General features: G+C 62.4%; 17 protein-coding genes, 1 pseudogene and 1 riboswitch. Of the genes and pseudogenes, 5 read left to right on the top strand and 13 right to left on the bottom strand.

What is annotated here, in order from left to right; genetic code table 11:
• Positions 1–82: 82 nt before the first annotated feature.
• Positions 83–985, bottom strand: coding sequence for a LysR family transcriptional regulator (locus FJW05_RS18785; RefSeq protein ID WP_140634726.1), 903 nt, complete (start codon positions 983–985; stop codon positions 83–85).
• Positions 986–1,086: 101 nt separating this feature from the next.
• Between FJW05_RS18785 and FJW05_RS18780 the strand changes: the two genes are divergently transcribed.
• The 3 genes and pseudogenes from FJW05_RS18780 to FJW05_RS18770 all read left to right on the top strand — a co-directional run.
• The gene (locus FJW05_RS18780) at positions 1,087–2,073 is read left to right on the top strand and encodes a zinc-dependent alcohol dehydrogenase family protein (protein ID WP_140634724.1); all 987 of its coding nucleotides are present in this window, start codon (positions 1,087–1,089) and stop codon (positions 2,071–2,073) included.
• A 99-nt stretch (positions 2,074–2,172) separates the two neighbouring features.
• Positions 2,173–3,132, top strand: a complete 960-nt coding sequence (locus FJW05_RS18775; protein ID WP_140634722.1) for a dihydrodipicolinate synthase family protein — start codon at positions 2,173–2,175, stop codon at positions 3,130–3,132.
• 114 nt (positions 3,133–3,246) lie between these two features.
• Positions 3,247–3,354, top strand: a pseudogene (locus FJW05_RS18770) (oxidoreductase); the annotation flags it as partial.
• 193 nt (positions 3,355–3,547) lie between these two features.
• On the opposite strand, the gene FJW05_RS18765 reads toward FJW05_RS18770, so the two are convergent.
• From FJW05_RS18765 to FJW05_RS18725, 9 genes are all read right to left on the bottom strand, one after another.
• A complete protein-coding gene (locus tag FJW05_RS18765) occupies positions 3,548–5,287 on the bottom strand; it encodes a DGQHR domain-containing protein (RefSeq protein ID WP_181164995.1) in 1,740 nt (579 codons plus the stop codon).
• On the bottom strand, positions 5,284–6,234 hold the full coding sequence (locus tag FJW05_RS18760; RefSeq protein WP_140634719.1) for a site-specific DNA-methyltransferase: 951 nt from the start codon (positions 6,232–6,234) through the stop codon (positions 5,284–5,286). Before FJW05_RS18760 ends, FJW05_RS18765 begins: the two co-directional genes overlap by 4 nt.
• Positions 6,235–6,646: 412 nt before the next feature.
• On the bottom strand, positions 6,647–10,051 hold the full coding sequence (locus FJW05_RS18755) for an acyl-[ACP]--phospholipid O-acyltransferase (RefSeq protein WP_140634717.1): 3,405 nt from the start codon (positions 10,049–10,051) through the stop codon (positions 6,647–6,649).
• 530 nt (positions 10,052–10,581) lie between these two features.
• Positions 10,582–10,782, bottom strand: coding sequence for a hypothetical protein (locus FJW05_RS18750; protein WP_095768799.1), 201 nt, complete (start codon positions 10,780–10,782; stop codon positions 10,582–10,584).
• Between the two features lie 101 nt (positions 10,783–10,883).
• Positions 10,884–12,884 carry a protein-L-isoaspartate(D-aspartate) O-methyltransferase gene (locus FJW05_RS18745; RefSeq protein ID WP_140634715.1) on the bottom strand — a complete coding sequence of 667 codons (2,001 nt, stop codon included), beginning with the start codon at positions 12,882–12,884 and terminating at the stop codon, positions 10,884–10,886.
• A gap of 104 nt (positions 12,885–12,988) precedes the next feature.
• Entirely contained in the window at positions 12,989–13,714 is a 726-nt protein-coding gene (locus FJW05_RS18740; RefSeq protein WP_140634713.1) for an MgtC/SapB family protein, read from the bottom strand.
• A 107-nt stretch (positions 13,715–13,821) separates the two neighbouring features.
• On the bottom strand, positions 13,822–13,980 hold the full coding sequence (locus FJW05_RS18735) for a peptide ABC transporter permease (RefSeq protein WP_140634712.1): 159 nt from the start codon (positions 13,978–13,980) through the stop codon (positions 13,822–13,824).
• 144 nt (positions 13,981–14,124) lie between these two features.
• Positions 14,125–15,189: a class II fructose-bisphosphate aldolase gene (fba, locus tag FJW05_RS18730; protein WP_095768796.1), complete on the bottom strand. Its 1,065-nt coding sequence runs from the start codon at positions 15,187–15,189 to the stop codon at positions 14,125–14,127.
• 153 nt (positions 15,190–15,342) lie between these two features.
• The gene (locus FJW05_RS18725) at positions 15,343–16,065 is read right to left on the bottom strand and encodes a FadR/GntR family transcriptional regulator (RefSeq protein ID WP_246673521.1); all 723 of its coding nucleotides are present in this window, start codon (positions 16,063–16,065) and stop codon (positions 15,343–15,345) included.
• 360 nt (positions 16,066–16,425) lie between these two features.
• Here FJW05_RS18725 and FJW05_RS18720 point away from each other — a divergent pair, with 360 nt between their 5' ends.
• Positions 16,426–18,237, top strand: a complete 1,812-nt coding sequence (locus FJW05_RS18720; protein WP_181164994.1) for an autotransporter domain-containing protein — start codon at positions 16,426–16,428, stop codon at positions 18,235–18,237.
• A gap of 45 nt (positions 18,238–18,282) precedes the next feature.
• On the opposite strand, the gene FJW05_RS18715 is transcribed toward FJW05_RS18720, so the two are convergent.
• From FJW05_RS18715 to mtnK, 3 genes are all read right to left on the bottom strand, one after another.
• The gene (locus FJW05_RS18715) at positions 18,283–18,750 is read right to left on the bottom strand and encodes a 6,7-dimethyl-8-ribityllumazine synthase (RefSeq protein ID WP_140634708.1); all 468 of its coding nucleotides are present in this window, start codon (positions 18,748–18,750) and stop codon (positions 18,283–18,285) included.
• Between the two features lie 76 nt (positions 18,751–18,826).
• Positions 18,827–18,979, bottom strand: a riboswitch (FMN riboswitch).
• Positions 18,980–19,217: 238 nt separating this feature from the next.
• Complete coding sequence (mtnA, locus tag FJW05_RS18710) at positions 19,218–20,312, bottom strand: S-methyl-5-thioribose-1-phosphate isomerase (protein ID WP_140634706.1); 1,095 nt, start codon at positions 20,310–20,312, stop codon at positions 19,218–19,220.
• Positions 20,309–21,577, bottom strand: coding sequence for an S-methyl-5-thioribose kinase (gene mtnK, locus FJW05_RS18705; RefSeq protein WP_140634704.1), 1,269 nt, complete (start codon positions 21,575–21,577; stop codon positions 20,309–20,311). Before mtnK ends, mtnA begins: the two co-directional genes overlap by 4 nt.
• Positions 21,578–21,713: 136 nt before the next feature.
• Here mtnK and FJW05_RS18700 point away from each other — a divergent pair, with 136 nt between their 5' ends.
• Positions 21,714–23,225: a sugar ABC transporter ATP-binding protein gene (locus FJW05_RS18700; RefSeq protein ID WP_140634702.1), complete on the top strand. Its 1,512-nt coding sequence runs from the start codon at positions 21,714–21,716 to the stop codon at positions 23,223–23,225.
• Positions 23,226–23,239: the final 14 nt, after the last annotated feature.

Here is a 23,239-nt window from a genome sequence, read left to right as displayed (position 1 = left end):
ATGGGCGTTTCGGCCAATCTCCAAGGCATGCCGCCTGCCAACGCAAACAGAGCCGACCGGTCAAAGTCCCTGTGCAGCGCCACTAGCTCATCATCTTCGGCAATCCCGCCGCCAGCGCGTCGATGGCCAGCCGCACTTTCAGCGGCAGATGCGGCGCCTGCAGCCGGAGCGCATGGCAGTCGTAGAGATAGTCCCGTTGCTCAGGCAGCAGGCGGACCAGTGTGCCGCCCTCGACGCGTTGTCGCACCAGCCAGTATGGCAGCCAGGCCAGTCCCATGCCGTCGGTTGCCGCATCGGCGATGGCGTCGAGGTCGTCGAGCCGCAGCCGGCCGGCGGGGGCGATCTGCGTCACCGAGTCATCGTCGCGCGTAAACAACCATGGCTGCAGCACGTGGCCGAGCCGCCGGTAGACGATCGCCTGATGGCTGGCGATGTCTTCGGGCCGAAGCGGTCGGCCGAAGCTTTCGATGTAGGACGGCGACGCGCAGACGATCATGCGCTGGCGCGCGACGCGGCGCGCGATGATGCCGGCCCTGTCGTCCAGCGTGCCGGTACGGATCGCCAGGTCGAAACCGTCCTCGACGAGGTCGGCGAAGCGATCGCTGAGCGACAGGTCCAATTCCAGCGTCGGATAACGCCGTGCCAGCTCGATTAGGATCGGCGTGACGCAGTGGCGACCGAAATGCGCCGGCATCGTCACGCGCAGTGTGCCGCGCGGCTCGGACAACTGGTCGGCTGCCAATGCATCGGCCGCTTGCGCTTCGGCCAGCACGATCCGGCAGCGCTCGTAATAAGCGCGCCCGAAATCGGTTAGGCTCTGCCGGCGCGTGGTGCGGTTGATGAGCCGCATGCCGAGCCGCTCTTCGAGGAAGCGGACATGCTTGCCGACCATCGGCCCCGACAGGTCGAGCGCCGCCGCGGCGGCCGCGAACGAGCCGAGATCGACAGCTTTGACGAACACTTCCATGCTTTCGAGGCGATCCATATTCAAAACCAAATGTTTCGACTGTTCTGCCTGCGTGGCGATTTATCGGTTCTCGATACCGCTGCATAGTCCATTCCATCGGTTCGGTTTGGAGTTTCAGGATGGCAAGGGTTGTTCGCTTTCACAGTCACGGCGGTCCCGAGGTGCTTCGCATCGAAGATATGGATGTTCCGTCGCCAGGCCCCGGCGAGGTGCGGATCCGCGTCAGGGCGCTGGGCTTGAACCGCGCCGAAGCCTCGATGCGCAGCGGCTCTTACATCGAGACGCCGACGCTGCCGTCCGGCCTCGGCCTCGAAGCGGCGGGGATCGTCGAGGCGGTGGGAGCCGGCGTGGAAGGCATCACGCAAGGCGATGTGGTCAGCATCATCCCGCCGCGCTCGATGGCGCGCTGGCCGGCCTATGGCCAGCTGGTGAATTTTCCGGCCGAGCTTGTGGTGAAACATCCGCCATCGCTTTCGTTCGAAGCCGCCGCCGCGACATGGATGCAATATCTCACCGCCTATGGCGCGCTTGTCGATATCGCGCGTCTCGGCCCTGACGAGCCTCTCGTCATCACCGCCGCGTCGAGCAGCGTCGGGCTTGCCGCCATCCAGATCGCCAGCAGAATAGGCGCAGTGCCGATCGCCATCACTCGGACATCGGCCAAGAAGACGGCGTTGCTCGATGCCGGCGCGGCGCATGTGGTGGCCTTGGCCGAGGAGGATATCGAAGCGAGGCTGACGGAGATCGCACCGCAAGGCGTGCGCGTCGTCCTCGACGCGGTCGGCGGTCCGATCTTCACGCCGCTGACGGCCGCGATGGCGCGCGGCGGCATTCTCATCGAATATGGCGGCCTCAGCCCCGAGCCGACGCCGTTCCCGCTGCCCGATGTCCTGGCGAAGACGCTGACGCTGCGCGGCTACCTCGTCCACGAGATCACCGGCGATCCCGCCCGGCTTGAAGCCGCCAAGGCCTTCATCCTCGACGGCCTCGCCTCAGGCGCGCTGAAGCCGGTCATTGCGAAGACCTTTCCGTTCGAGAAGATCGCCGAGGCGCATCGTTTTCTGGAAGCAGGCGAACAGTTCGGCAAGATCGTGGTGACCGTTTGAGGCTCGCTTCAGCCGGAAAAGCGACTATCCGCTTGGCAAGCGGTGCTGCGTCGGGCCAAACTGGTCATTCCGCATGCCTGCCTCAAGGAGACTTCGAAGATGCCCGCCAATGTTTTTTCCGGCTGCATGCCGGCGCTGATGACGCCTTGCACCGATGACCGACTTCCCGACTTCGACGCGCTGGTGCGCAAGGGGCGCGAGCTGATTGCCGCCGGCATGTCGGCCGTCGTCTATTGCGGCTCCATGGGCGACTGGCCGCTGCTGAACGACGCGCAGCGCATGGAAGGCGTCGAGCGCCTGGTGAAGGCCGGCGTTCCGGTGATCGTCGGCACCGGCGCGGTCAACACCGCCAGCGCCGTGACGCACGCCGCCCATGCGCAAAAGGTCGGCGCCCGGGGCCTGATGGTCATCCCGCGCGTCTTGTCGCGCGGCCCCTCGGTCAGCGCGCAGCGCCACCACTTCAAGGCAATCCTTGCCGCCGCGCCCGACCTGCCGGCCGTCATCTACAACAGTCCCTATTACGGCTTTGCCACGCGCGCCGACCTCTTCTTCGCGCTGCGCGCCGAGCATCCGAACCTGGTCGGCTTCAAGGAGTTCGGCGGCCCGGCGGATTTGCGCTACGCGGCGGAGAACATCACCAGCCGCGACGATGACGTTGCGCTGATGATCGGTGTCGATACCGCCGTCTTCCACGGTTTCGTCAATTGCGGTGCGTCCGGCGCCATCACCGGCATCGGCAATGTCCTGCCCAAGGAAGTGCTGCATCTGGTGGGCCTCAGCCAGGCGGCGGCGCAAGGAGATGCCGAAGCGCGCCGGCTGGCGCAGGAATTGGACGCGGCACTGGCCGTGCTGTCCTCTTTCGACGAGGGACCGGACCTCGTGCTCTATTTCAAGCACATGATGGTGTTGAAGGGTAATCCCGAATACAGGCTGCACTTCAACGAGACGGACGCGCTGAGCGACAGCCAGCGCGGTTATGCCGAGCAGCAACTCAAGCTCTTCGACACCTGGTACGCGCAATGGTCGAGGCAGCCGGCAATGGCAAGATACGCGGCCTGAGCCGATCGGTCACTCGCGAAACCTCCTGCGATCCAGGCCGGCGTCATTGCGACCGAATGGGGCGACGACATCAACGATCTTCAGGTGGCAGCTTCGAAAGAGCGACGGCAAAAGTCGCTGAACCCGGACGCCATAGCCCGGGCGATCCGCTTTGCGCTCGAGCAACCCGACGGAGTCGACGTCAACGAAGTGATCGTGTGCCCGATGGCGGCGAACATGTGAAGCTTAGCCTGCTAATCGGCTTGCGGGTGAGCGGTTGAACTCCCCACAAGTCGGGCAGGAGCTGCATGCTTTCCATTGGTGAGGCGTGAGTTTCCGTGAGGCTGGAAGGATCGAGCAGCCTCGGCAAATGCTCCACATCATTGCGGTCGTCCGCACCAGGATCGAAACCTTTTTACGGCGCGCAGCAACCAAGTTATGAGCTGAAGTGCGTCTCGACTATTTGCTCAGCCATTCGCTTATATTGGCTGGAATGATACGCGCCGAAATTAAAGTCGTCGATGCCTGAGAACGCCTTTTCTAGATAGTCGTCAGTCAACGATTTCTGTTTCTCTATGAGCAAACGGATAGTTATTAAGAAGCTGTTTACGTAGGTCGTCGCAAGAACACGCTTCGCCACCTTTGCATCTGTCGTCCACCGGCCCGCGGACAGGTTTTTCCTGATAGCAATCAGTACCTTATTGATGGTCGCGACACAGAAAGATACATATTCGGCCAACGCGTCGTCGTTGACGCCCTTTGCAACATCTTCACGTGCCGCATGGGTCCAGATCGAAAATAACGAGTCGTTGCCGCTCGTTTTCACGAGTGGCCGCAGACCGAAGCTGACAATCGAGGATGTCTTGAGTTTGTTAGTATCAAAGAAATATTGCTCGACGACACCCTGCAAAGGCCCTGACTTCGCCAATTGGGAAAGCACGCGAGTTGCGATAGATTCGCTGGCAAATGGATCCAACACCAATCCAATAGCTTGCTTAAGATGTGACTTTGCGTTGGTCTGTGTTGAGTTAATCTCTAGGAATAATCTAGCCTCGAATTTTTCTCGTTCAGTTGCAGGTAAGTCAGTCGGATATATCAATCCAGTTACAAGTAAATTTTGCTGGACCCTTAGCTGAGCGATCTGAGGGTCATCATCCGCCGTTTCGTGATAAGCAAAGACGCGATGCTGTCCGTCTATGATACCAATACTATTCGGCTTGTCCGGAAGCTTAATGGTTACCGCGGCAGTTTTCGTAAGTGTAGAGGTGTCGACTGTTTCTAGTTCTTTATCCAGGGGTTTTACTTCAGGTGGTAAAGTCACGATGATATTGTTGATGAAAACACGCTTCTGCTTCTTCAAGTAAGAGCGTATCGCCTCAATCTTGAGTTTGGAAATCATCCTCTGATAGAGATTGTAAGAGTCCCTCCAGCCGTCCTTCCGCAGTACGTACGCGGTCCGAAGCAGCGCCTCGGGGTCCGCATAGAAGGTGACGATCTTAAAGCCATCGTCAAAGTGCGAGTGTGCCTCAGGAAGAAGAGACCCAGCATAATCTTTCGAGCCCGTGCTAATTTCAATTTTGCCATTCAAACCCACTTGGGCTGCGGCGATACCCATAAAGTGCATTAATTCGAAACGAGACGATTTGCGGACCGCGTCAGTAACTGCCGCGAAGTATCGGACCGCAGGATAGTCCATATAAATTGGGCCAGGAACGTTGGTCCGATATTTCTCGTCAAAGTCATATCTTGAGCAATAAACGATCTTCACAATCGTCTGTTGAGGATGATATTGAGGCGCCAACTGGCCAGCGCCAGCTGGAAACTCGTCGCGAAGGAGTTTCAGAAAACCCGTCGGATTTGCTAAGATCTTGTCGTAGATTATCTTTTTATTTTTCAAATGCTCCCCAACACCTGATGGTTGGGAGCACGTATATTCGGCCAAAATGATGACGTTCTCGTAGACGAAAACGTCGTCGAGGTCTGATTTCTGATTCTCAAAGGTAAATTCCCGATCACTGAGCCCTGCGAGGCGTTGGAAGCCAGCGTATCGGAAAGAAGATCTGATGGCTGAGCGATGATCGGCCTTGAGCTTATTGAACGCCTTTTCGGCGGGCGACAGTGTTGGTTTTTTGGCCTTTTTTCCCTTGCCGGGCTTCTGGGGCGTCTTTGCCATCATTCCGCCGCTTCGGACCATTCGCCAGGCACTTGGCTGACTTTCTCGTCGGCCAGGGGCTTTCTCACTTCAATTCCAGACCGCCTCAGTTCTAGCGTTCCAGCGCGAAGCGCTTTAACCCGCTGATGCGTGAGATCGACATATTCTTTACTGCGGTCGATGCCGATCGCAACACGGTCCGCCTTGATCGCTGCTATGGCGGTCGTACCGGCGCCGACAAAAGGGTCAAGAACAACGTCGCCGACTTTGGAAAAGGCCAATACGCAGCGTTCCGCGAGCTCATGCGGAAACTGGCAAGGATGAGAAGTATACTCGGGATGATTCGCCTTCACGTTTGGAATTTCCCAGATTGGGTTTTCGCTGAAGCAATCATCGGCTGAAAACGTCCAGAAGTCTGAGGGGTTCTTACCAAGCGGGTTGCCGCTTGGCTTTCCGGCCTTGGCCTCACCCTTTCGAGCCGCATGGCGTTTCCCTGGATACAGTTGTGGAACCCGGATCGGATCGAGATTGAATAAATACTCATCGGATTTAGTAAACCAAAGCAAGGTTTCATACCTACCCGAGAGTCGCTTTGTTGCGTGTAGTCCGAAATTAAACTTCCAAATTATTCTATTTCGGAGTTTAAAATTTCTGCTAGCAAACATATTATAGAAATAATAATCAAGTGGGAATACTTCTCCGTCGCGCAGGAAGTTCCCAACCTGCCAGCAAACACTTCCACTGGTAGTGATTTTTTTGCAAATTTTGTCGACAACCGGAGTGAGCCAGTCCACGTATTCCTCAAGGGACATAGCTCTATCGCGCTCGTAAATTTTTCGGAGATTGTACGGCGGCGACGTCAGAGCAAGCTGGACTGAACCGTCGTCCACCAAATCGAGTGCGTTCGAAACATCAGCCTGGATGAGTCGCAGTCCCCCATCCAGAATTTCCGGTATCGTCGACTCAGGCAATATGCACCCCCTTTATCCATCAACCTTGGATAGCAGCAAAGAGTCAACATTTCCACAGGCACAGTGCCGATATGAAGTCTGGACTTTGAAGGATCGTTTCTGAGTATAGGGCGCAAGTGTATCAAGAGGTCTTGCCATGCCGTCTCGTGAAGAAAGTGCGTTTGGCTGGACCGTGATAGCTCGGACAGTCAGCTAGTTCCTCTAATGCACCACCGTGCGAACCCGCTCCCGATTTCGGAGATCGAGGCCGAAGCGCGGGCGGGGGGAGCAGCTCCTCCTTGCTGCGCTCCAGCCGTCTGTCCCAGAGTTCCAGCGTCATGCCCTTGCCCTCGAAGGCGGGATTTGACACGGAACGCCAGCGATTGGCAATGAACAGGCCGGAGCTTGTTGCCGGCCTGTTCGCACGCCCGGGTCAGGCGGCCTTGACCTTCAGGTCTTCCTCGCCGCGCACCATCCTGGTCACGCCGGCAAAGTCGAGCTTGCCGGAACCGAGCACCGGCACTTTCGCCACGACGCGCACTTCGGCCGGCACCATCAGGTCCATGGCGCCGTTCGCCTTGGCGAAGGCCAGGAAGTCCGCGCGGGTCGCGCTGGGCGCTTCCGTGATCAGGATCAGCTTCTCGCCCTTGCGGGCGTCCGGCATCGTGGCCACGGCCGACAGCGAGCCTTTCCAGAGCTCGCCGGCCAGCGCCTCGACCGCGGCCAACGAGACCATCTCGCCGCCGATCTTGGCGAAGCGCTTGGCGCGGCCGCGGATCGAGATGAAGCCCGCATCGTCGACTGTCACGACGTCGCCGGTGTCATGCCAGCCATCCGCGAGCGGCTCGATCACGCCCGGATTCTCGGTGCGCAAATAGCCGGCCATGACGTTGGGGCCGCGCACGAAGAGCCGGCCGCCTTCGTCGACGCCGGGCACCGGCTGCAGCCGATACTCCATGCCAGGCATGATTTTGCCGACGCTGCCCGACTTGTTGTACATCGGCGTGTTGATGGCGATCACCGGCGCGGTCTCGGTCACGCCATAGCCTTCCAGGATGCGTAGGCCGAATTTCTCCATATAAGTCGTGCGCGTCGCGGCCTTGACCGGCTCGGCGCCGGCGAAGCAGTAGCGCACCGAACGGAAGTCGTAAGGATGTGCCGTGCGGGCATAGCCGGAGAGGAAGGTGTCAGTGCCGAAGATGATCGTGGCGTTCGAGGCATAGATCAGTTCCGGCACGATGCGGTAGTGCAGCGGCGAGGGGTAGAAATAGACCGGCACCCCGGAGATCAGCGGCAGCACCGTGCCCGCCGTCATGCCGAAGGAGTGGAAGATCGGCAGCACGTTGAACACCTTGTCGCCCGAATGGAAGTCGATGCGCGAGGCTGCCTGGGCGGCATTGGCCAGGATGTTGCGGTGGGTGAGCACCACGCCCTTGGGCGTGCCTTCCGAGCCTGAGGTGAACAGGATCGCGGCCGGATCGTCCGCCTTGCGAGCCACTCGAGGCGTCGTCTTGCGCAACACGCCGAGCAGCTTGTCCTTGAGGCCGATCGTGGCCCGCAGGTCGTCGAGCCAGACGATGTCGACCGAACGGCCGATCTCCTGCACCACCGGCCCGAGCTTTGCCTGTTCGACGAAGGCGCGGGAGGTGAGCACGGTGCGCACCTCGGCCGCCTTGCAGGCCGACAGGATGTTCGCCGCACCCGCGGTGAAGTTGATCATCGCGGGAACCTTGCCGGCCGACATCACGCCGAGAAGTGCCGCGCAGGCGCCGTTGGCGTTGGGCAGCATGATGCCCAATGTCTGCTGGCCGGCATAGAGGTGCTCGAACTTCTCACCGAGCACGGCGGCGGCCGTCAGCAGCTTGCCGTAGCTCAGCGACCCGGCGACCGGATCCTGTACGGCGAGCTCCTTCATGCCGCGCTCGTTGGCGGTCTCGATGATCTTCTCCAGCACCGTCTTGCCGATATCCTGGGTGCGGAAGACGAGGTCCGACATCACCTGGTAGAGCGCGGAGCCGGCGGCGGCGCGACGCTGGCGGCCCCTCAGTTCCTGCGCGACTTCGAGTTTCACCGGCTCCAGTATGGTCACCTTGACCTTCGGGAACAGGCGGCGGCGCACATGCTGCGCGGTCAGCCGCGAGAAGTAGCTCTTCTCCAGCCCCTCGATGCGCACCGGCACCACCATCGAGCTGGTCTTGTCGGCCACCATGGCCGCGCCGTCATAGACCTTCATCAGGCCGCCGGTGACGGTGATGCGGCCTTCCGGGAAGATGACCAGCGGGTCGCCGCCCTGCACGATCTTGATCAGCGTGCGGGTCGACATAGGCTTCGCCGGATTGAGCGGCAAGGCGCGAGCAAGCTTCATGAACGGCTTCATCCACCAGGCCTGTGCGATCGTATAGTCGATGGCGAAGACTGGTTCCTCGTCGGTCAGGGTCAGCGCCAGCGGACCGTCGAGGAAGCTGACATGGTTGAGCGCCAGGATCGGCGCCTTGCCGGCCGCCTTGAGGTTTTCGATGCCCTCGATCTCCAGGCGCAGGAAGGCGCGAAACAGGATGGACACGAAGTCGCGGAACGGATTGGTCGGCAGGTATTTCAGCATCAGCCAGGCGGCGATGGCATTGGCTGCGACAAGGCCGAACAGGATGCCTGCGATCGAGACGCCGGCTGCCTGGATAGCGGCGACGAGGATGCCGCCGACGGTCATGAAGCCCGCATTGACGATGCTGACGGCGGCCACGACGCGGGCGCGGCGCGCTTCCGGCGACCAGGCCTGCACGGCGGCAAAGGTCGGCACCACCAGGAAGGCGGCGGCGATGGCCATGCCGGCGAGGTCGATGGCGACACGGATGGTGTTGGGCCCGGCGAAGAAGGCGGCAAGCGTCTCGGACTTCGGCGAGGGCTGCATGCTGCCGATGGTCCAGGCAAGATGCAGGCCGAACAGCGCCAGCAGCGCGGTGCCGACCGGCGCGGGCAGCAGCACCATGCGCCCTTGCGACATCCAGGCGGCGATGGCCGAGCCGACGGCGATCGAGACGGCGAACACGGCAAGATAGGCGGTGACGGCGATCTCGTTGCCGCCGAGCGAATCCTTGATCAGCGTCGGCAGGATCGACAGCACGATCGCGCCGACCAGCCAGAACCAGGAGGTCATCAGGCCGGCACGCCAGATGCGCGTGTCGGTGCGCAAGTCGGCGACCTGCCGCCAGGTCGAGCGGAAGATGTTCTTGTCGATGGCAAGATTGGGCGCGGCCGAACCGGTGGACGGGATGTAACGACTGACTAACCAGCAGCCGACGGCCAGCGCCATCATGATCGGTCCGAACACCCAAACGCCGATGCCATCGGCGGAGACGACGCCGCCGGCGATGGTGCCGCCGAGGATCGCTGCGAAGGTGGCCGACTCGATCCAGGCATTGGCCTTGGGCAGTTCCTTGCGTTCGAGGTGATCGGGCAGGATGCCGTATTTGATCGGCCCGAACAGCGCCGAGATGGTGCCGAACATCAATAGCGCCGTCATCAGCACCGGGATCGACGACAGCGCGATGCCGGCGACGGCTACGGCGGCCGCGGCGATCTCGGTGAACTTCAGCCGCCGCGCGATCAGCGCCTTGTCGAAGCGGTCGGCGATCTCGCCGCCAAGCGCCGACAGCAGCAGGAAGGGCGCCATGAAGACAGCGCCCGCCAGCGTCACCAGCGACGCGGCCTGGTCCTTGGCAAGAGTGAAGAGAATGAGGAACACCAGCGTGTTCTTCAGGAAATTGTCATTGAAGGCTGAGAGGAATTGCGTCCAGAAGAGAGGCGCGAAGCGCCGCGACATCATCAGATGGGTGTTCATGGCAATTTCCATTGGGCAAGTCCCGGCTGGCAATCCGATTGGATTGAGCGGACACTTGCGCGGTTTGAGCCTTGTTTATCGGGAAGCCGTTAAGCTTCGTTACTGCGATTCAATCCGAACCATTTGTTTCTTGTTCTCGGCGCCTGGAATCTGTCGTCCACGATCGGTCTCCAGGCCTTCCAGGCACGTGACTGTTTGCGGGCTTGGCTGTCGGCGAGCATCGATATGATCCCTTTCGTTTCAGCGTTAAGCCGGACCGGCGCCGGTCTGTTTCAGGCCGGATACAATCCTTGAACATTGTTCAGATGCGCAACATAGCACATTGTGAACCGCGTTCAAGAGAAAAATGAACGACGTTCAAGAGCTGGACTGGTAGATTAAAAAAATAGGGGAGGGCAGGAACCGGCGGACATGATGGCGGCGGCGCTGCGCCGCGAAGACATCGGCGCCTGGCGGCCGACATCAAGCTCGTTCGCGCCGACGCGGAAGAGCCAAAAACGGATATGTGAGGCGTTCGCCCGGCTTAGACGCTATTTGTTCGTGCGCATTTTTTGCCGCGGATTGATGCCGCCGCTGGCCGTTGTGTCGTTCTCGACGTCGCCTTCGGTCGTGTTCTCGCCGAGCTCGAGATCATCGCCTTCCTTGATGCTGCCCTTTGACGTTCCGATGCCTGGATTGTTTTCCAGATCGGCGTCGCTCGGTTTGCGCGATTTGAGATGCTTGGTGCTCATGGCAGGCTCCTTCCAAGATTTGCTGGATGAGGAACTGATTGGTCGAAGCGAATGTTCCCGAGCGTGTTTGGCCACCGCTGTGTTCCGAGACTCCGACATCGTCAAAGTCCGAACGGATAGGTTTCGGGTACACCGGTCCGGGCATGCTCCGGCCCAAGCGGCGTCACCGCTTTCGTCTTGTCGAACCAGACAAAGGCGTCGAACTGCCGCGGCAGCGAGGCATCGGCATAGTGGCTGCGCAGTTCGGTTTCCGGCCTGTAGATCACGCCGATGAAGCGCTCCAGCCGCCGCTCCAGCAGGCGATGTCTCAGCGCGGCGTCGCGGTCCATATCGAGCAGGAACCGCCACACCCCGCTGTCGTGGCAGAGCCGTTCGTAGCTGTCCGCATGCGAAGGGCGCACCCGCATGACCTGCATCGGATCGTCCCAATCCGAAGCCGCGGCTACCGTTCCGGAATGGGTGCCGAAGCCGATCAGCGCCACTTGGTCGCCGAAGCGCTCGCGGCAGAGCTGGCCGATGTTCAACTCCTGCCTGATCGTTCCCATCTCGGTGAAGCGGGCATCGCCGATATGCGAGTTGTGGGCCCAGACGACGGCCTTTGACTCCGAGCCGCGCGCCTCGAGCAGATGCTCTAGCGTCTCGAACATGTGCGTGTCGCGGAGATTCCAGGATTCCGCCCCGCCGTAATACATGATGCGATAGTAGCGTTCGGCAGCTGCGATCAGCCTTGCATTCTGCGTGGCATCGAGAAAGTCGGCGCCGTCCTGTCGAGCGTAGTCGAGCTGTCTTGCAAGCAGCTCCTGACATTGCTCCAGCACGGCTTGTTCGCATTTGCGATAACCGGCGGTGAGCACGGCGCGCCCGTATGTGGAAGGCTCTTTCTGCCACGGAGTCAGGCAGCCATAGCGTTGCCGCGCAGCGGCGGCGGCTTCCGGATCGACCTGGTCGAGATAGCGCAGGACGGCCGCAATCGACGCGCTCATATTGTAGATATCGAGACCATAAAAGCCGGCCCGGCGGTTTACATCGTCGAGACCTCCATTGTGATCCCGCATCCAGCCGACGAATGCGTCGACATCGGTGTTGCGCCACATCCATGTGGGAAAGCGCTGGAACGGCGGCTCTGTGGCCGCGCGCGGCGGTCGATGGCGGACATGGCGGTCAATGGCCGCGGCATCCGGCCAGTCCGCTTCAACCGCGACGATGCTGAAGCCATGCTTTTCGATGAGCCGACGCGTGATCGCGCCGCGCGCCCTGTAGAATTCGGAGGTGCCGTGACTGGCCTCGCCGAGAAGGACAACACGCCGGTCCGCGAAGCGGTCGAACAGATCGCCGAAGGCCGGATCTTCGAAATCCGGCAGCGGCTCGGCGGCGACCGCGATCATCTCCGGCAGGCTTCTTTCGCGCGGTTGCGGCGTGACCACCGCCGGTCGATCGTCTTCATATCGAGGCCGTTCCGCCCAACCTTCTTCGCCGATGAGCGGAACGAACTGCACGCCACCGAGGTCTTCCTCCTCGTAGGTCGTTGCGCCGGTTCGGGTGACCTTCAGCAGCCGCTGGTCGTCGACCTCCTTGCCGACGGGGATCACCAGACGGCCACCGACATCGAGTTGTTCCTGAAGCGCCAGCGGCGCGCCGGGACCGGCTGCGGCCACCAATATGGCATCGAACGGAGCGGCGTCGCTCCATCCCTTGGTGCCGTCGCCGGCGCGAACCTCGATATTGTCGTAACCGAGGCGTTCGAACCGCTGCCGGGCGATCTCGGCGAGCATCGCATGGCGCTCTATCGTGTAGACGCTGGCCGCAACACGACTCATCACCGCCGCCGCGTAGCCCGAACCCGTACCAACCTCGAGAACGCGGTCGCCGGGATCGATCTCGGCGGCTTCGATCATGTAGGCGACCATGAAGGGTTGCGAGATCGTCTGACCCTTGCCGATCGGCAGAGGGGTGTCTTCATAGGCGAATTCCTCGAAATCGGGATCGACAAAGGCCTCGCGTGGAACCTCCCGCATGGCCTCCAGGACCCGGCGGTCATGAATTCCACGCTGGGCGATCTGGACATCGACCATCCGGCCGCGGGTCAGGGAAAGTTCGGCCATCAATGCCTACCGATCATGGACAAGTACCATCTCTGTCCAGAACCATCCGCGGGCGGGAAAGTTTCATGCCCGGGGACGATTTCAAGCATCCTCCGTTACGACACTCAGAACGGCTTCTCGCCGATCACCTCGAAGCGCTCGACCGCGCAATGCTCGCCGACAAGCGTCAGCACGTCGGTCGAAGGTGGAATAGCGTCGGGCTGCTTCCACTGAATATTGAAGGAATAAACAAAGCGCTCACGGTCGGCGTCGTGCTCCATGCCGACGAAGCGGGCACTGTAGCCAAGCGGCCGTACCATTTCCTCGAGGTCGGGCGGCGCGTTTTTCGGCCAGGAGACCGAAAGGATTGCCTTGTGATCGCGCCGGATCTTGAGGTCGACCCATTTCAGCGCCTGCAATGTCACCAGCGTCAGCACGGTTGCAATCGCGCCGAGGCCGTACTGGCCGCCGCCGAAGGCAAGGCCGATCATGGTCATGATCCACATCGTGGCGGCGGTGGTGACCCCGGTGACCAGATCGCCGCGCCGCAGAATTGCGCCGCCGCCGATGAAGCCGACACCGGTGAGCACGCCGAGCGCAAGACGCATCACATCCATGCGCACGAAGGAGTCCGGTCCTTTGCCCGAGACATCGAGCAGCATATTGGCCTGGACCATTGCGACGCAGGCCGCAAGGCCGACCAGGATGGTCGTCCGCAACCCGGCGGAATGGCCGCGGGCCTCGCGGTTCAGGCCAATGAGGAAGCCTGCAAGCAGCGTGACCAGCAGCCGCGCGACGAGGTCCGGCCAGATCGGATGAAGCGGCATGTCGCAGCAAAGCGGCGTGAGCATGGTCCGTCGGGGCAGCCTAAGCGCGCCCTCCGTTGCGTCTGGAATGCTCAACTAGGCTTGGCCGCCGATGGTTCCCTGGCCGCTACTCCATCATGCGCGAATCGCCCTCACCGGACGGCAATGCTCAGCACCAGCGCCAGCACGACGATGCCGACCAGTCCGGCGATGAAGATGATGCGACGGGTGCGCGTGCGCAGGATGATTTCGCCCTGTCGCGCGTCCTGCCCGGAAAACACCGGACCTTCACTATCGCGGTCCTTGCTCATGGTTGTCTCCTTCCCTGTGAGCGGGCACGGGAGGCGTCAGAGCAGGAACCGTTTTGGCCGGCATGAAGTTCCGCCACGCGGATGCTGAGGCGGGGCAGGGCCGGCTACCGCGACCGGCCGAAAACCGGCCGCGGGAAAGTTGGCTCAGCCGAATTTCGGGTCGAGGCTGCCCGACTTGTAGCGCTTGGCCATGTCGGCCAGCGGGATCGGCTTGATCTTCGAAGCGTTGCCGGCGGTGCCGAACTGCTCGAAGCGCTCCTTGCAGAGCTTCTTCATCGCGGCCATCGCCGGCGTCAGATATTTGCGCGGATCGAACTCGCTGGGGTTCTCGGTCAGCACCTTGCGGATCGCGCCGGTCAGCGCCATGCGGTTGTCGGTGTCGATGTTGATCTTGCGCACGCCATGCTTGATGCCGCGCTGGATCTCTTCCACCGGCACGCCCCAGGTCGGCTTCATCTGGCCGCCATATTTGTTGATGATTTCCTGCAGTTCCTCCGGCACCGAGGACGAGCCGTGCATGACCAGATGCATGTTGGGCAGGCGGCGGTGGATCTCCTCGATCACGTTCATCGCCAGCACCGCGCCGTCCGGCTTGCGCGAGAATTTATAGGCGCCGTGACTGGTGCCCATGGCGACGGCCAGCGCGTCAACATGCGTGTCGCGCACGAACTGCTCGGCCTGCACCGGGTCGGTCAACAACTGGTCGTGGCTGATCGCACCTTCGACGCCGTGGCCGTCTTCCTGCTCGCCGCCGCCGCTCTCCAGCGAGCCCAGCACGCCGATCTCGCCTTCCACCGAGACGCCGCCCCAATGCGCCATGTCGACGACGCGGCGCGTAATGCCGGAATTGTAGGCGTAGTCGGCCGGCGACTTGCCGTCTTCCTTCAGCGAGCCGTCCATCATCACCGAGGTGAAGCCGTACTGGATGGCGGTGACGCAGGTCGCTTCGTTGTTGCCGTGGTCGAGATGCATGCAGACCGGGATGTCGGGATGGATCTCGACCAGCGCGTCGATCAGCTTGGCCAGCACCACGTCATTGGCATAGGCGCGCGCGCCGCGGCTGGCCTGCAGGATGACCGGCGACTTGGTCTCCTCCGCCGCCTCCATAATGGCGAGCCCCTGTTCCATATTGTTCATGTTGAAGGCAGGCACGCCATAGCCATGTTCGGCGGCATGGTCGAGCAATTGTCTCAGTGTGATGCGAGCCAACGAATAGTCTCCCGTATCTGGTTCGAGCCCGTGTTTGAAAAGGCCGCCCGGGCGGGCGGTCCATTGCTTCTGGCCGGAATCCCGCCGGATCGCAACAGCCCGCCGGCCCGCGCGGCGCAATTCTTGTTACAGCCTGTAGGAGGCGCGCCGGCGCTATGTCCGGCCGCCTTGCCTTGCCGCGAGCGAAAGCCGCACATCTTCCTCCGCTCCGTCCAGTAGGGCGATCAGGGCCTTGCTGGTGGCTGCCGGATCGCGCCTCTCGATGTTCTCGGCGATTTCCCGATGCAGCCTCAGCGAATGACTCTGCCCGGCCGGATTGTCGTCGGAAAGCCGAAAACTGATGATCAGCGCCGTCTCGATCAGGGCCGCCAGTGAGCCGATCAGCTCGTTTCCGGACATGTGCAGGATCGACTGGTGGAAGGCGAGGTCGGGGACAGCGAAGCGTTCGCCGTCGTCGCCGGCCTTTTCCATCTCGTCCAGGATTGCCCACAGCTCGGCTATCTGCTCGGGCGTGGCGCGCTCCGCCGCGAGCGCCCCGGCCATCGGCTCGATCGCGCGGCGCAGCTCGAATAGGGAGCGCGCATCTTCGGCCGTCGCCCGCGGCCCGAACCGCCACATCAGCACGTCCGGGTCGAGGAAATTCCAGTCCCGGCGCGGGCGCACCCGCGTTCCCGTTCGCGGGCGCATCTCCACCATGCCCTTGCCGGCCAGAACCTTGATCACTTCGCGCAGGCCGGTGCGGCTGGCGCCATAAGAGGCGCTCCAGTCGTCGCCGTTCGGCAACTGGTCGCCGGGCGTGAATTCCCCACTGACAATGCTTTGGCCGATCTCGTTGAGCAGCCTGCCGTGCAAGCCGGTATGCGAGGAGCCAGCCATGAACGGCGGCATCCGGAGCTTCCGGGGGCTAGCGTTAATCTTCATACTATTCCTATTATTCATATGATTGTCACGTGCGCCGCCTAGTAAGCACACCGTTGAAAAAGCAGCCAGAGCCGATCGACAAAATTCCGCGCAACCGCACCTGAAGAACCACAAAAAACTGGGCTTCTGACATCGCCGGCGGCGCCTCCCGTCGTCGCGCGATGTCGTGCGCGCAATCTTGTCGACGAGCCATACAACAGGAACGCGACAAAGATGTCTTCCTTGATGATTACCCGCGCCAGCCCCGCGAAGCGAACGGCAACAACTTGCATTCCCAAAGCCAGGGCCGGCCTTCTTATGACTGGAGCTCTGGTCATGGCGTCGGCGCCGGCTTTTGCCGTGGAGCCGTGGATCATGGTCGAGAAGACGACCTTCACGGGCGACGCGATCGTCTCCAAGCAGCAGGGTGTGACGACAGACGGAACGAACTGGTATTTCTCCGGCACCGATGTGCTGGAGCGCACCGACAAGAACTACAATCCCAGCCTGCAGGTTTCGCCGGCCATTCCGAATGTCCTCGAGCTCCCGTCCCAATATTCCGACATCGGGCTCAATCACATAGGCGACATAGACTATGCCGACGGCTATCTCTACATCTCGCTCGACTCCAGCAAGCGCGACCCGGTCACCGGCGGCAAGTACGAAAACCCGGTCTTCGCGGTCTACCGCGCCAGCGACCTGAGCTTCACCGGCCAAGCCTTTGCGCTCAATCCGCCGCACGGCATCCATGACATCGCGAGCTGGGTGGCCGTCGACGCCAAGAACGGCCTCGGCTACGGCATGGCCTATGAGAACGCCACGGAATTAACCGTCTACAATCTCTCGGACTGGAGCTTCAAGGAATACATCCCGCTGTCGCACACCATCGATCAGGCGCAAGGCGGCAAGCTGCTCGACGGCTGGATGTATTTTTCCACCGACAATGACGACAAGATCATCTACCGGGCGAACCTGAAGACCGGCGAAGTCGAGAACCTGGGCAACCTGAAAATCGACCGCGAGCAGGAGGTCGAAGGTCTGTCCTTCAACATGACCAAGGACGGCTGGTCGATGTACATCCTCAACCGGGAAGCGCTGGAGGGAAATCCGGACGAGGAGGCCGTCGGCTTCTATCGCTATCTGCGCCCCTACGGGAACGCGCTTTCCGGTGAGGTCCATGCCGACATCATGGGCGCGCTTGTCGACGACAGCCGCTTCGCCCGGGATTCGGCAAACCGCCGGCTCCGTTCCGCCTTCGATGCGGATGACGTGTCCCTGACCACCGCCGCCATCGATGCCACGGGGCTGCATGCCGCGCCTGCCACTGCCGACGGCATCGTGATCTGGAGCGAGGCGCTTGCGATGACCGGCAATGCGAGCGGCTCGGGCGATGCCGCCGGCTTCGACCGCACGACCGCTGGCTTCGTCGGTGGCGCCGACGTTCCGCTGGCAAGCTGGCGGCTCGGCGTGCTTGCCGGCTACAGCCGCACCAATCTCGACGTCAGCGACCGCGCTTCCTCCGGCACCAGCGACAATTACGATCTCGGCCTCTATGCCGGCACGCAATGGGGAGGTCTCGGCTTCCGGGCAGGCGCGATCTATGGCTGGCACGATATCGACGTGCGGCGCAACGTCGTCTTCCCGGCCTTCAGCGAACAGTTGTCGGCCGGCTACAAGGCCGAGACGGCGCAGGCTTTCAGCGAGCTCGCCTACAAGCTCGACACGAGCCTGGGCGCGTTCGAACCTTTCGCCAATCTGGCCTATGTCCATCTGGACGCAAACGGCTTTGCCGAAACCGGCGGCACCACCTCGGCTTTGGCCAGTCAGGGTGCGTCGAGCCAAAATACTTTCTCGACGCTGGGCCTGCGCGCCTCGACACGGTTCGGGACGGGCATGACCGCCTTGCATGGCATGCTCGGCTGGCAGCACGCCTACGGCGATGTCCAACCGGCGACGACACTTACCTTCAATACCGGGGCGTCCTTCGCCGGCGCGGGTGTGCCGATCGCCAGGGACGCATTGGCGTTGGAAGCCGGCTTCGATGTGTTCCTGTCGCCCAAGGCAACGCTCGGCGCATCCTATTCCGGGCAGATCGCCAAGCAAGCCCAGGGGCACATCTTCAAGATCAATTTCGACCTGAAGCTGTAACCGGACCGAAGCATGCCGGGCGGGTTTCCTCGCCCGGCAGCTCTTTCACGCAGCGATCCTTGCACGCGCGGCGAGGATCTCGACGCAGGCCTTCGCCGCCTCTTTGCCCTTCACGGTGAAATGCTCGTGGAAGAAGCGGTGGTGCTCGGCGCTGTCATGGTAGTTGTGCGGCGTCAGCACCGCCGACAGCACCGGCACGCCGGTCGCGAGCTGCACGTTCATCATGCCGTCAATGACGGCGCTCGCCACGAAATCGTGCCGGTAGATGCCGCCATTGACGACGAAGGCGGTGCCGAGGATCGCGGCGTAACGGCCGGTCTCGGCAAGCGTCTTGGCGTGCAGCGGAATCTCGTAAGCGCCCGGCACGTCGAAGACCTCGACGGCAAAGCCGCCGAGCGCGGCAAGCTCTGTCTCGAACGCCGTCACGCATTGGTCGACGATATCGGTATGCCAGCGCGCCCGGATGACGGCGACACGACGGACAGTATGGTCTTTGGGGAAATGCTGATTCATGGGTCCTTCCTTCCGTTTCGAACCAGAATCAGGACGCACGACGCAAAATGCGGCCCGCGCGAGCGAGCCGTCTTGCGTACGTTCTCTTCCATCCGGACTGTAACCGTCGGCTCCGGAATCGCACCGGATCTGCTGACCCTTCCGTTTACGCAGAAGGCGCTCGCGGGCTTGAGCGGTCGAAATCGCCCTTACCGCCGGTGGGGACTTTCACCCCGCCCTGAGAACATTAACGGCGAAGGTATGGAGGGGCAGGAAGGTGTTGTCAATTGTCAACGATATCGCGGTCGTCAATCCTAGGGCGGAGCAAGGAGCGAAGCGACGCGCGCAGACCCTAGGATCCATGCCGTGGCGCTAAGGCTTTGCAAAGTTCACAGAATTCTGCATCGTTGCGCTCGACGACGGAGGTCACGGCATGGATTCTCGGGTCAAGCCCGAGAATGACGACGAGCTGGGGGGAGATCAGCTAGTCACCCACGCTCCGGAAACATCGCCTTCAGCCCCTCGCGCGAGGCCTTGGCCACGCCGCGCTCGGTGATCAGCCCGGTCACCAACCTTGCCGGCGTCACGTCGAAGGCTGGGTTCGCCGCCGGGGTCGCATCCGGTGAGACCCGCACCTGCGCGATCTTGCCGTCAGCCGTCTTCCCCCAGACCAGCGAAACCTCGTCGCCAGAGCGCTCCTCGATCGGGATTTCCTTTAGCCCGTCGGCCACTGTCCAGTCGATGGTGGGCGAGGGGAGCGCGACATAGAAGGGCACGTCATTGTCGGCGGCGGCCAAAGCCTTGAGATAGGTGCCGATCTTGTTGCAGACGTCGCCATTGGCGGTGGTGCGGTCGGTGCCGACGATCACCATGTCGATGTCGCCGCGCTGCATCAGGTGGCCGCCGGCATTGTCGACGATCAGCGTATGCGGCACGCCGTGCCCGGCCATCTCCCAGGCGGTCAGCTGGGCACCCTGGTTGCGCGGCCTCGTCTCGTCGACATAGACATGCACCGGAATGCCGGCCTCGGTCGCCAGGTAGATCGGCGCGGTGGCGGTGCCATAATCGACCGTCGCCAGCCAGCCGGCATTGCAATGGGTGAGGATATTGACGCGCTCGCCCGGCTGCTTGCGTGCCGCAAGCTCCCTGATGATGGCAAGCCCGTTTTCGCCGATGGCGCGGTTCAGCCCGACATCCTCGTCGGCGATCTCCGCGGCCCGTCTGTAGGCCGCTTCGGCACGCTCTGCAGGCGCGAGCGGCTTGAGGTGCCGGCGCATCTCGTCCAACGCCCAGCGCAGATTGATCGCCGTCGGCCGTGTCCTATGCAGCGTCTCCCACACCGCGTCGAACGCTTCGTCCGACGGGTCGTCCATCATCTGGATGGCGACGCCATAGGCGGCGGTGACGCCGATCAGCGGGGCGCCGCGCACCCACATGTCGCGGATCGCGGTGGCGATGCCGGCGACGCTTCCGATCTTCTCGATGCGGAATTCATGCGGTAGCCAGCGCTGGTCGATGATCTCGACCGAGCGCTTGTCGTCGCTGAGCCAGATGGTGCGATAGTGGCGTTCGCCGACGTTCAAAGGCTCTTCTCCTGTTCGATCAGCGCGGCCAGCTTGTTGACCTCGTCGATGCTGTGGATCTGGCGCCGGTTGACGGCGATATGGCGTCCGAAGCGCAAGGCCTTGGCTTCACATCTGGCGCGCAGGTCTTGATCGGCAATGGTCTCGAAATCGGCATTGTGGGCGAGGCCCAGGATGCGCCGGTGCACCTCGATGCCGGCAAAGCCGAGCAGGTCGGTCCAGATCGAATGCAGCATATGGTCGAGCGCCTGCTCGGAGCCGAGCAGGTCGCCCTGATCCTCGAACAGGCTCCGCTGGTAGAGCATGCCGCTGCGCTCGGTCCGCCACAGATGCGAGAACTCGGCGCGGAAAGTCGCCCAGGTCTCAGCCGTGACGCCGAGCAGATAGGCGCGCATGGAGTCGCGGCTGCCTTTCTCCTCGTGGCCCCGTTGCGAGAAGAAGGCCATCCAGAAATTGGCGAGCAGCATCCCGACGTCGAAGGCGATCGGACCGTAGAAGGCGAATTCCGGATCGATCATCCGGGTTTCGCTGCCTGTCACCATGATCGAGCCTGAATGCAGGTCGCCATGCAGCAGCGTCTCGGCGTTGGCGGCGAACAGATGCTTCAGCCGCTGCGCCTCGACCTTGAGATCGCGGTCGGCGCGCAGTTCGGCGACCAGGCCGTCGAGCTGCGGTGAGGTATGCCGGTTCATCTTGGCGTCGAAATAAGGGTCGGAGAACACCAGGTTCTCGGTGATGTCGCACAGTTCGACATTGTCGGCGAACAGCGCAAGATCGGCCTTGCGCTCCTTTGCTGCCATCGACAGGTCGGAGCCGCGGAACAGTGTGCGCGCCATGAACAGGCCGATGTCGCGTGCGATATTCGGCAATTCGCGGCCGTCGATCAGCGCCCGCCTGAGGATGATGTGCGGTGGCGCCAGATACTCCATCACGATCAGCGCCTGGCTCTCGTCGAAATGGTAGATCGCCGGCACCGAGCCGGGCGCACGGCGCTCCTGCCGGGTCAGCGCATGATATTCGAAGAAGGAGCGTTTTAAGGGCAGCGGCCAGCTGTCGCCGACCAGCCGCACATAGGGCAGCGCCTGCTTGACCACCGCCGCGCCTTGATCGCCTTCGACGATGAAGACGAGGTTCAGATTGCCGTCGCCGACCTCGCGTACCTTCCAGCGGCTGATTTCGCTGCCGATGCGCTCGGTTAGCGCCGCGGTCTCGCCAAGGCGCTTCGGCAGCGTCTCCACCGACAATGCTTCGAACTTCCCGGTCATGCTCTCCCTCCTGCGCGTGGTTTCCGACGATAGCGGAGCCACGGCGGCGGGGCCAAGCTAGGAAGCGCTCTGGCAAATGTCAATCGTGTTGACAATTGCCGAATGAGCCCATAGCGTCACGATCCGGGAGGAATGGATGGGCGCAGATGCCGTGTTCCATGTGGAGGGCCTGAGGAAATCCTTCGGCCAGAACGAGGTGCTTGGCGGCATCTCGCTCGACCTCTTTGCGGGCGAGGTGACCGTGCTCATGGGCGCCAACGGCGCCGGCAAATCCACCCTGGTCAAGATCGTCAGCGGCGTCTACGAGCACGGCGCAGGCTCGATGCGGCTCGCCGGCAAGGCCTTCGACCCCCAGACCCCCGCCGAGGCCATTCGCGCCGGCGTCGTCACCGTGCACCAGAACATCAATGACGGCGTGGTCGCCGACCTCGACGTCGCCACCAATCTGACGCTCGACCGGCTGAGCGGCAAAGGCGCGTCGCTGCTTTTCAAGCCTGCCAATGTCCGAGCCGAAGCCAAGGCCGTCGCCGATCGCATGGGGCTCACCATCGACCTCAAGGCGCGCGTCAGCGACTTGTCATTGGCGGATCGGCAGATGGTGGCCATCGCCCGCGCCATGGCGCACAAGCCCAAGGTCCTGATCCTCGACGAGCCGACCTCCTCGCTGTCGAGCGCCGAAGCCGACCGGCTGTTCTCGCTGATCGACCGGCTGCGCGGGCAGGGCGTCGCCATCCTCTATATCTCGCACCGGATGTCCGACATCAGGCGACTGGCCGACCGCATCGTGTCGATGCGCGACGGCGTGGTCTCCGGCATTTTCGACCGGAAGCCGCTCGATTATGAGGGTGCGGTCAACGCCATGCTCGGCCGCAAGATCCATCTCGACAAGGTCGTTGCCAGAAGCTCGGCCCGAGCCGTCTTCACCGCCGAGGGCCTGCGGCTGGCGCAAGGTTCGCGGCCGATCTCGATGACGCTCGGCGCCGGGGAAGTGGTGGCGATCACCGGCCTGGTCGGCGTCGGCAAGACGGCTTTGGCGGAGACGCTCTTCGGCGTGCGCCGGCCGCTCGCCGGCAGCATGCACATGGACGGCAAACCCTACGCGCCGGGCTCGGCGCGAGAGGCGATCGCCGCCGGCGTCTTCCTCGTCGCCAAGGATCGCGCCGCGAGCGGCATCGTCGGCGGCTTCAACATAGAACGCAATATCAGCCTGCCGTTCCTCAAACGCATGTCGGGCCTCGGCGTCATGAAGAAGCGCGCCGAGTGGCTCGCCGCCCGCCGCCAGATCGACGAGCTCGGTATCGTCTGCCGCTCGGAGAAGGACGAGCTGTCGGCGCTCTCCGGCGGCAACCAGCAGAAGGTGATGGTGGCGCGCTGGATGTCGCAGGCCTCGCGCCTCTTCATCCTCGACGAGCCTTTCCAGGGTGTCGACATTTCGGCGCGTCGCGACATCGCCGCCAAACTAAGAGCCAGCGCCGACGGCCGCGCGACGCTCGTCTTCGTCACTGAGATCGACGAGGCGCTGGAGACCGCCGACCGCATCCTGGTGATGTCGGAACACACGATCGTCGGCGAGCACCGCAACGATGACATCGATCTCGACCGGCTGCTGGCGGAAGTGGCCGGCAGACCGCTCACCAGCGCGGCGTGAGATCGCAGGATGAC

Source organism: Mesorhizobium sp. B2-9-1, from assembly GCF_006439455.1.
Taxonomy (GTDB): domain Bacteria; phylum Pseudomonadota; class Alphaproteobacteria; order Rhizobiales; family Rhizobiaceae; genus Mesorhizobium.
The sequence above is the reverse complement of the archived record's forward strand: the minus strand, read 5'-3'. Positions and strand labels throughout refer to the sequence as shown.

What these genes read in the sequence shown, in the direction of transcription:
- FJW05_RS18785 (WP_140634726.1), bottom strand. Translation starts at nt 985, where the DNA reads ATGGATCGCCTCGAAAGCATGGAAGTGTTCGTCAAAGCTGTCGATCTC.
- FJW05_RS18780 (WP_140634724.1), top strand. Translation starts at nt 1,087, where the DNA reads ATGGCAAGGGTTGTTCGCTTTCACAGTCACGGCGGTCCCGAGGTGCTT.
- FJW05_RS18775 (WP_140634722.1), top strand. Translation starts at nt 2,173, where the DNA reads ATGCCCGCCAATGTTTTTTCCGGCTGCATGCCGGCGCTGATGACGCCT.
- FJW05_RS18765 (WP_181164995.1), bottom strand. Translation starts at nt 5,287, where the DNA reads ATGATGGCAAAGACGCCCCAGAAGCCCGGCAAGGGAAAAAAGGCCAAA.
- FJW05_RS18755 (WP_140634717.1), bottom strand. Translation starts at nt 10,051, where the DNA reads ATGAACACCCATCTGATGATGTCGCGGCGCTTCGCGCCTCTCTTCTGG.
- FJW05_RS18750 (WP_095768799.1), bottom strand. Translation starts at nt 10,782, where the DNA reads ATGAGCACCAAGCATCTCAAATCGCGCAAACCGAGCGACGCCGATCTG.
- FJW05_RS18745 (WP_140634715.1), bottom strand. Translation starts at nt 12,884, where the DNA reads ATGGCCGAACTTTCCCTGACCCGCGGCCGGATGGTCGATGTCCAGATC.
- FJW05_RS18740 (WP_140634713.1), bottom strand. Translation starts at nt 13,714, where the DNA reads ATGCTCACGCCGCTTTGCTGCGACATGCCGCTTCATCCGATCTGGCCG.
- FJW05_RS18735 (WP_140634712.1), bottom strand. Translation starts at nt 13,980, where the DNA reads ATGAGCAAGGACCGCGATAGTGAAGGTCCGGTGTTTTCCGGGCAGGAC.
- FJW05_RS18725 (WP_246673521.1), bottom strand. Translation starts at nt 16,065, where the DNA reads ATGGCTGGCTCCTCGCATACCGGCTTGCACGGCAGGCTGCTCAACGAG.
- FJW05_RS18720 (WP_181164994.1), top strand. Translation starts at nt 16,426, where the DNA reads ATGGCGTCGGCGCCGGCTTTTGCCGTGGAGCCGTGGATCATGGTCGAG.
- FJW05_RS18715 (WP_140634708.1), bottom strand. Translation starts at nt 18,750, where the DNA reads ATGAATCAGCATTTCCCCAAAGACCATACTGTCCGTCGTGTCGCCGTC.
- mtnK (WP_140634704.1), bottom strand. Translation starts at nt 21,577, where the DNA reads ATGACCGGGAAGTTCGAAGCATTGTCGGTGGAGACGCTGCCGAAGCGC.
- FJW05_RS18700 (WP_140634702.1), top strand. Translation starts at nt 21,714, where the DNA reads ATGGGCGCAGATGCCGTGTTCCATGTGGAGGGCCTGAGGAAATCCTTC.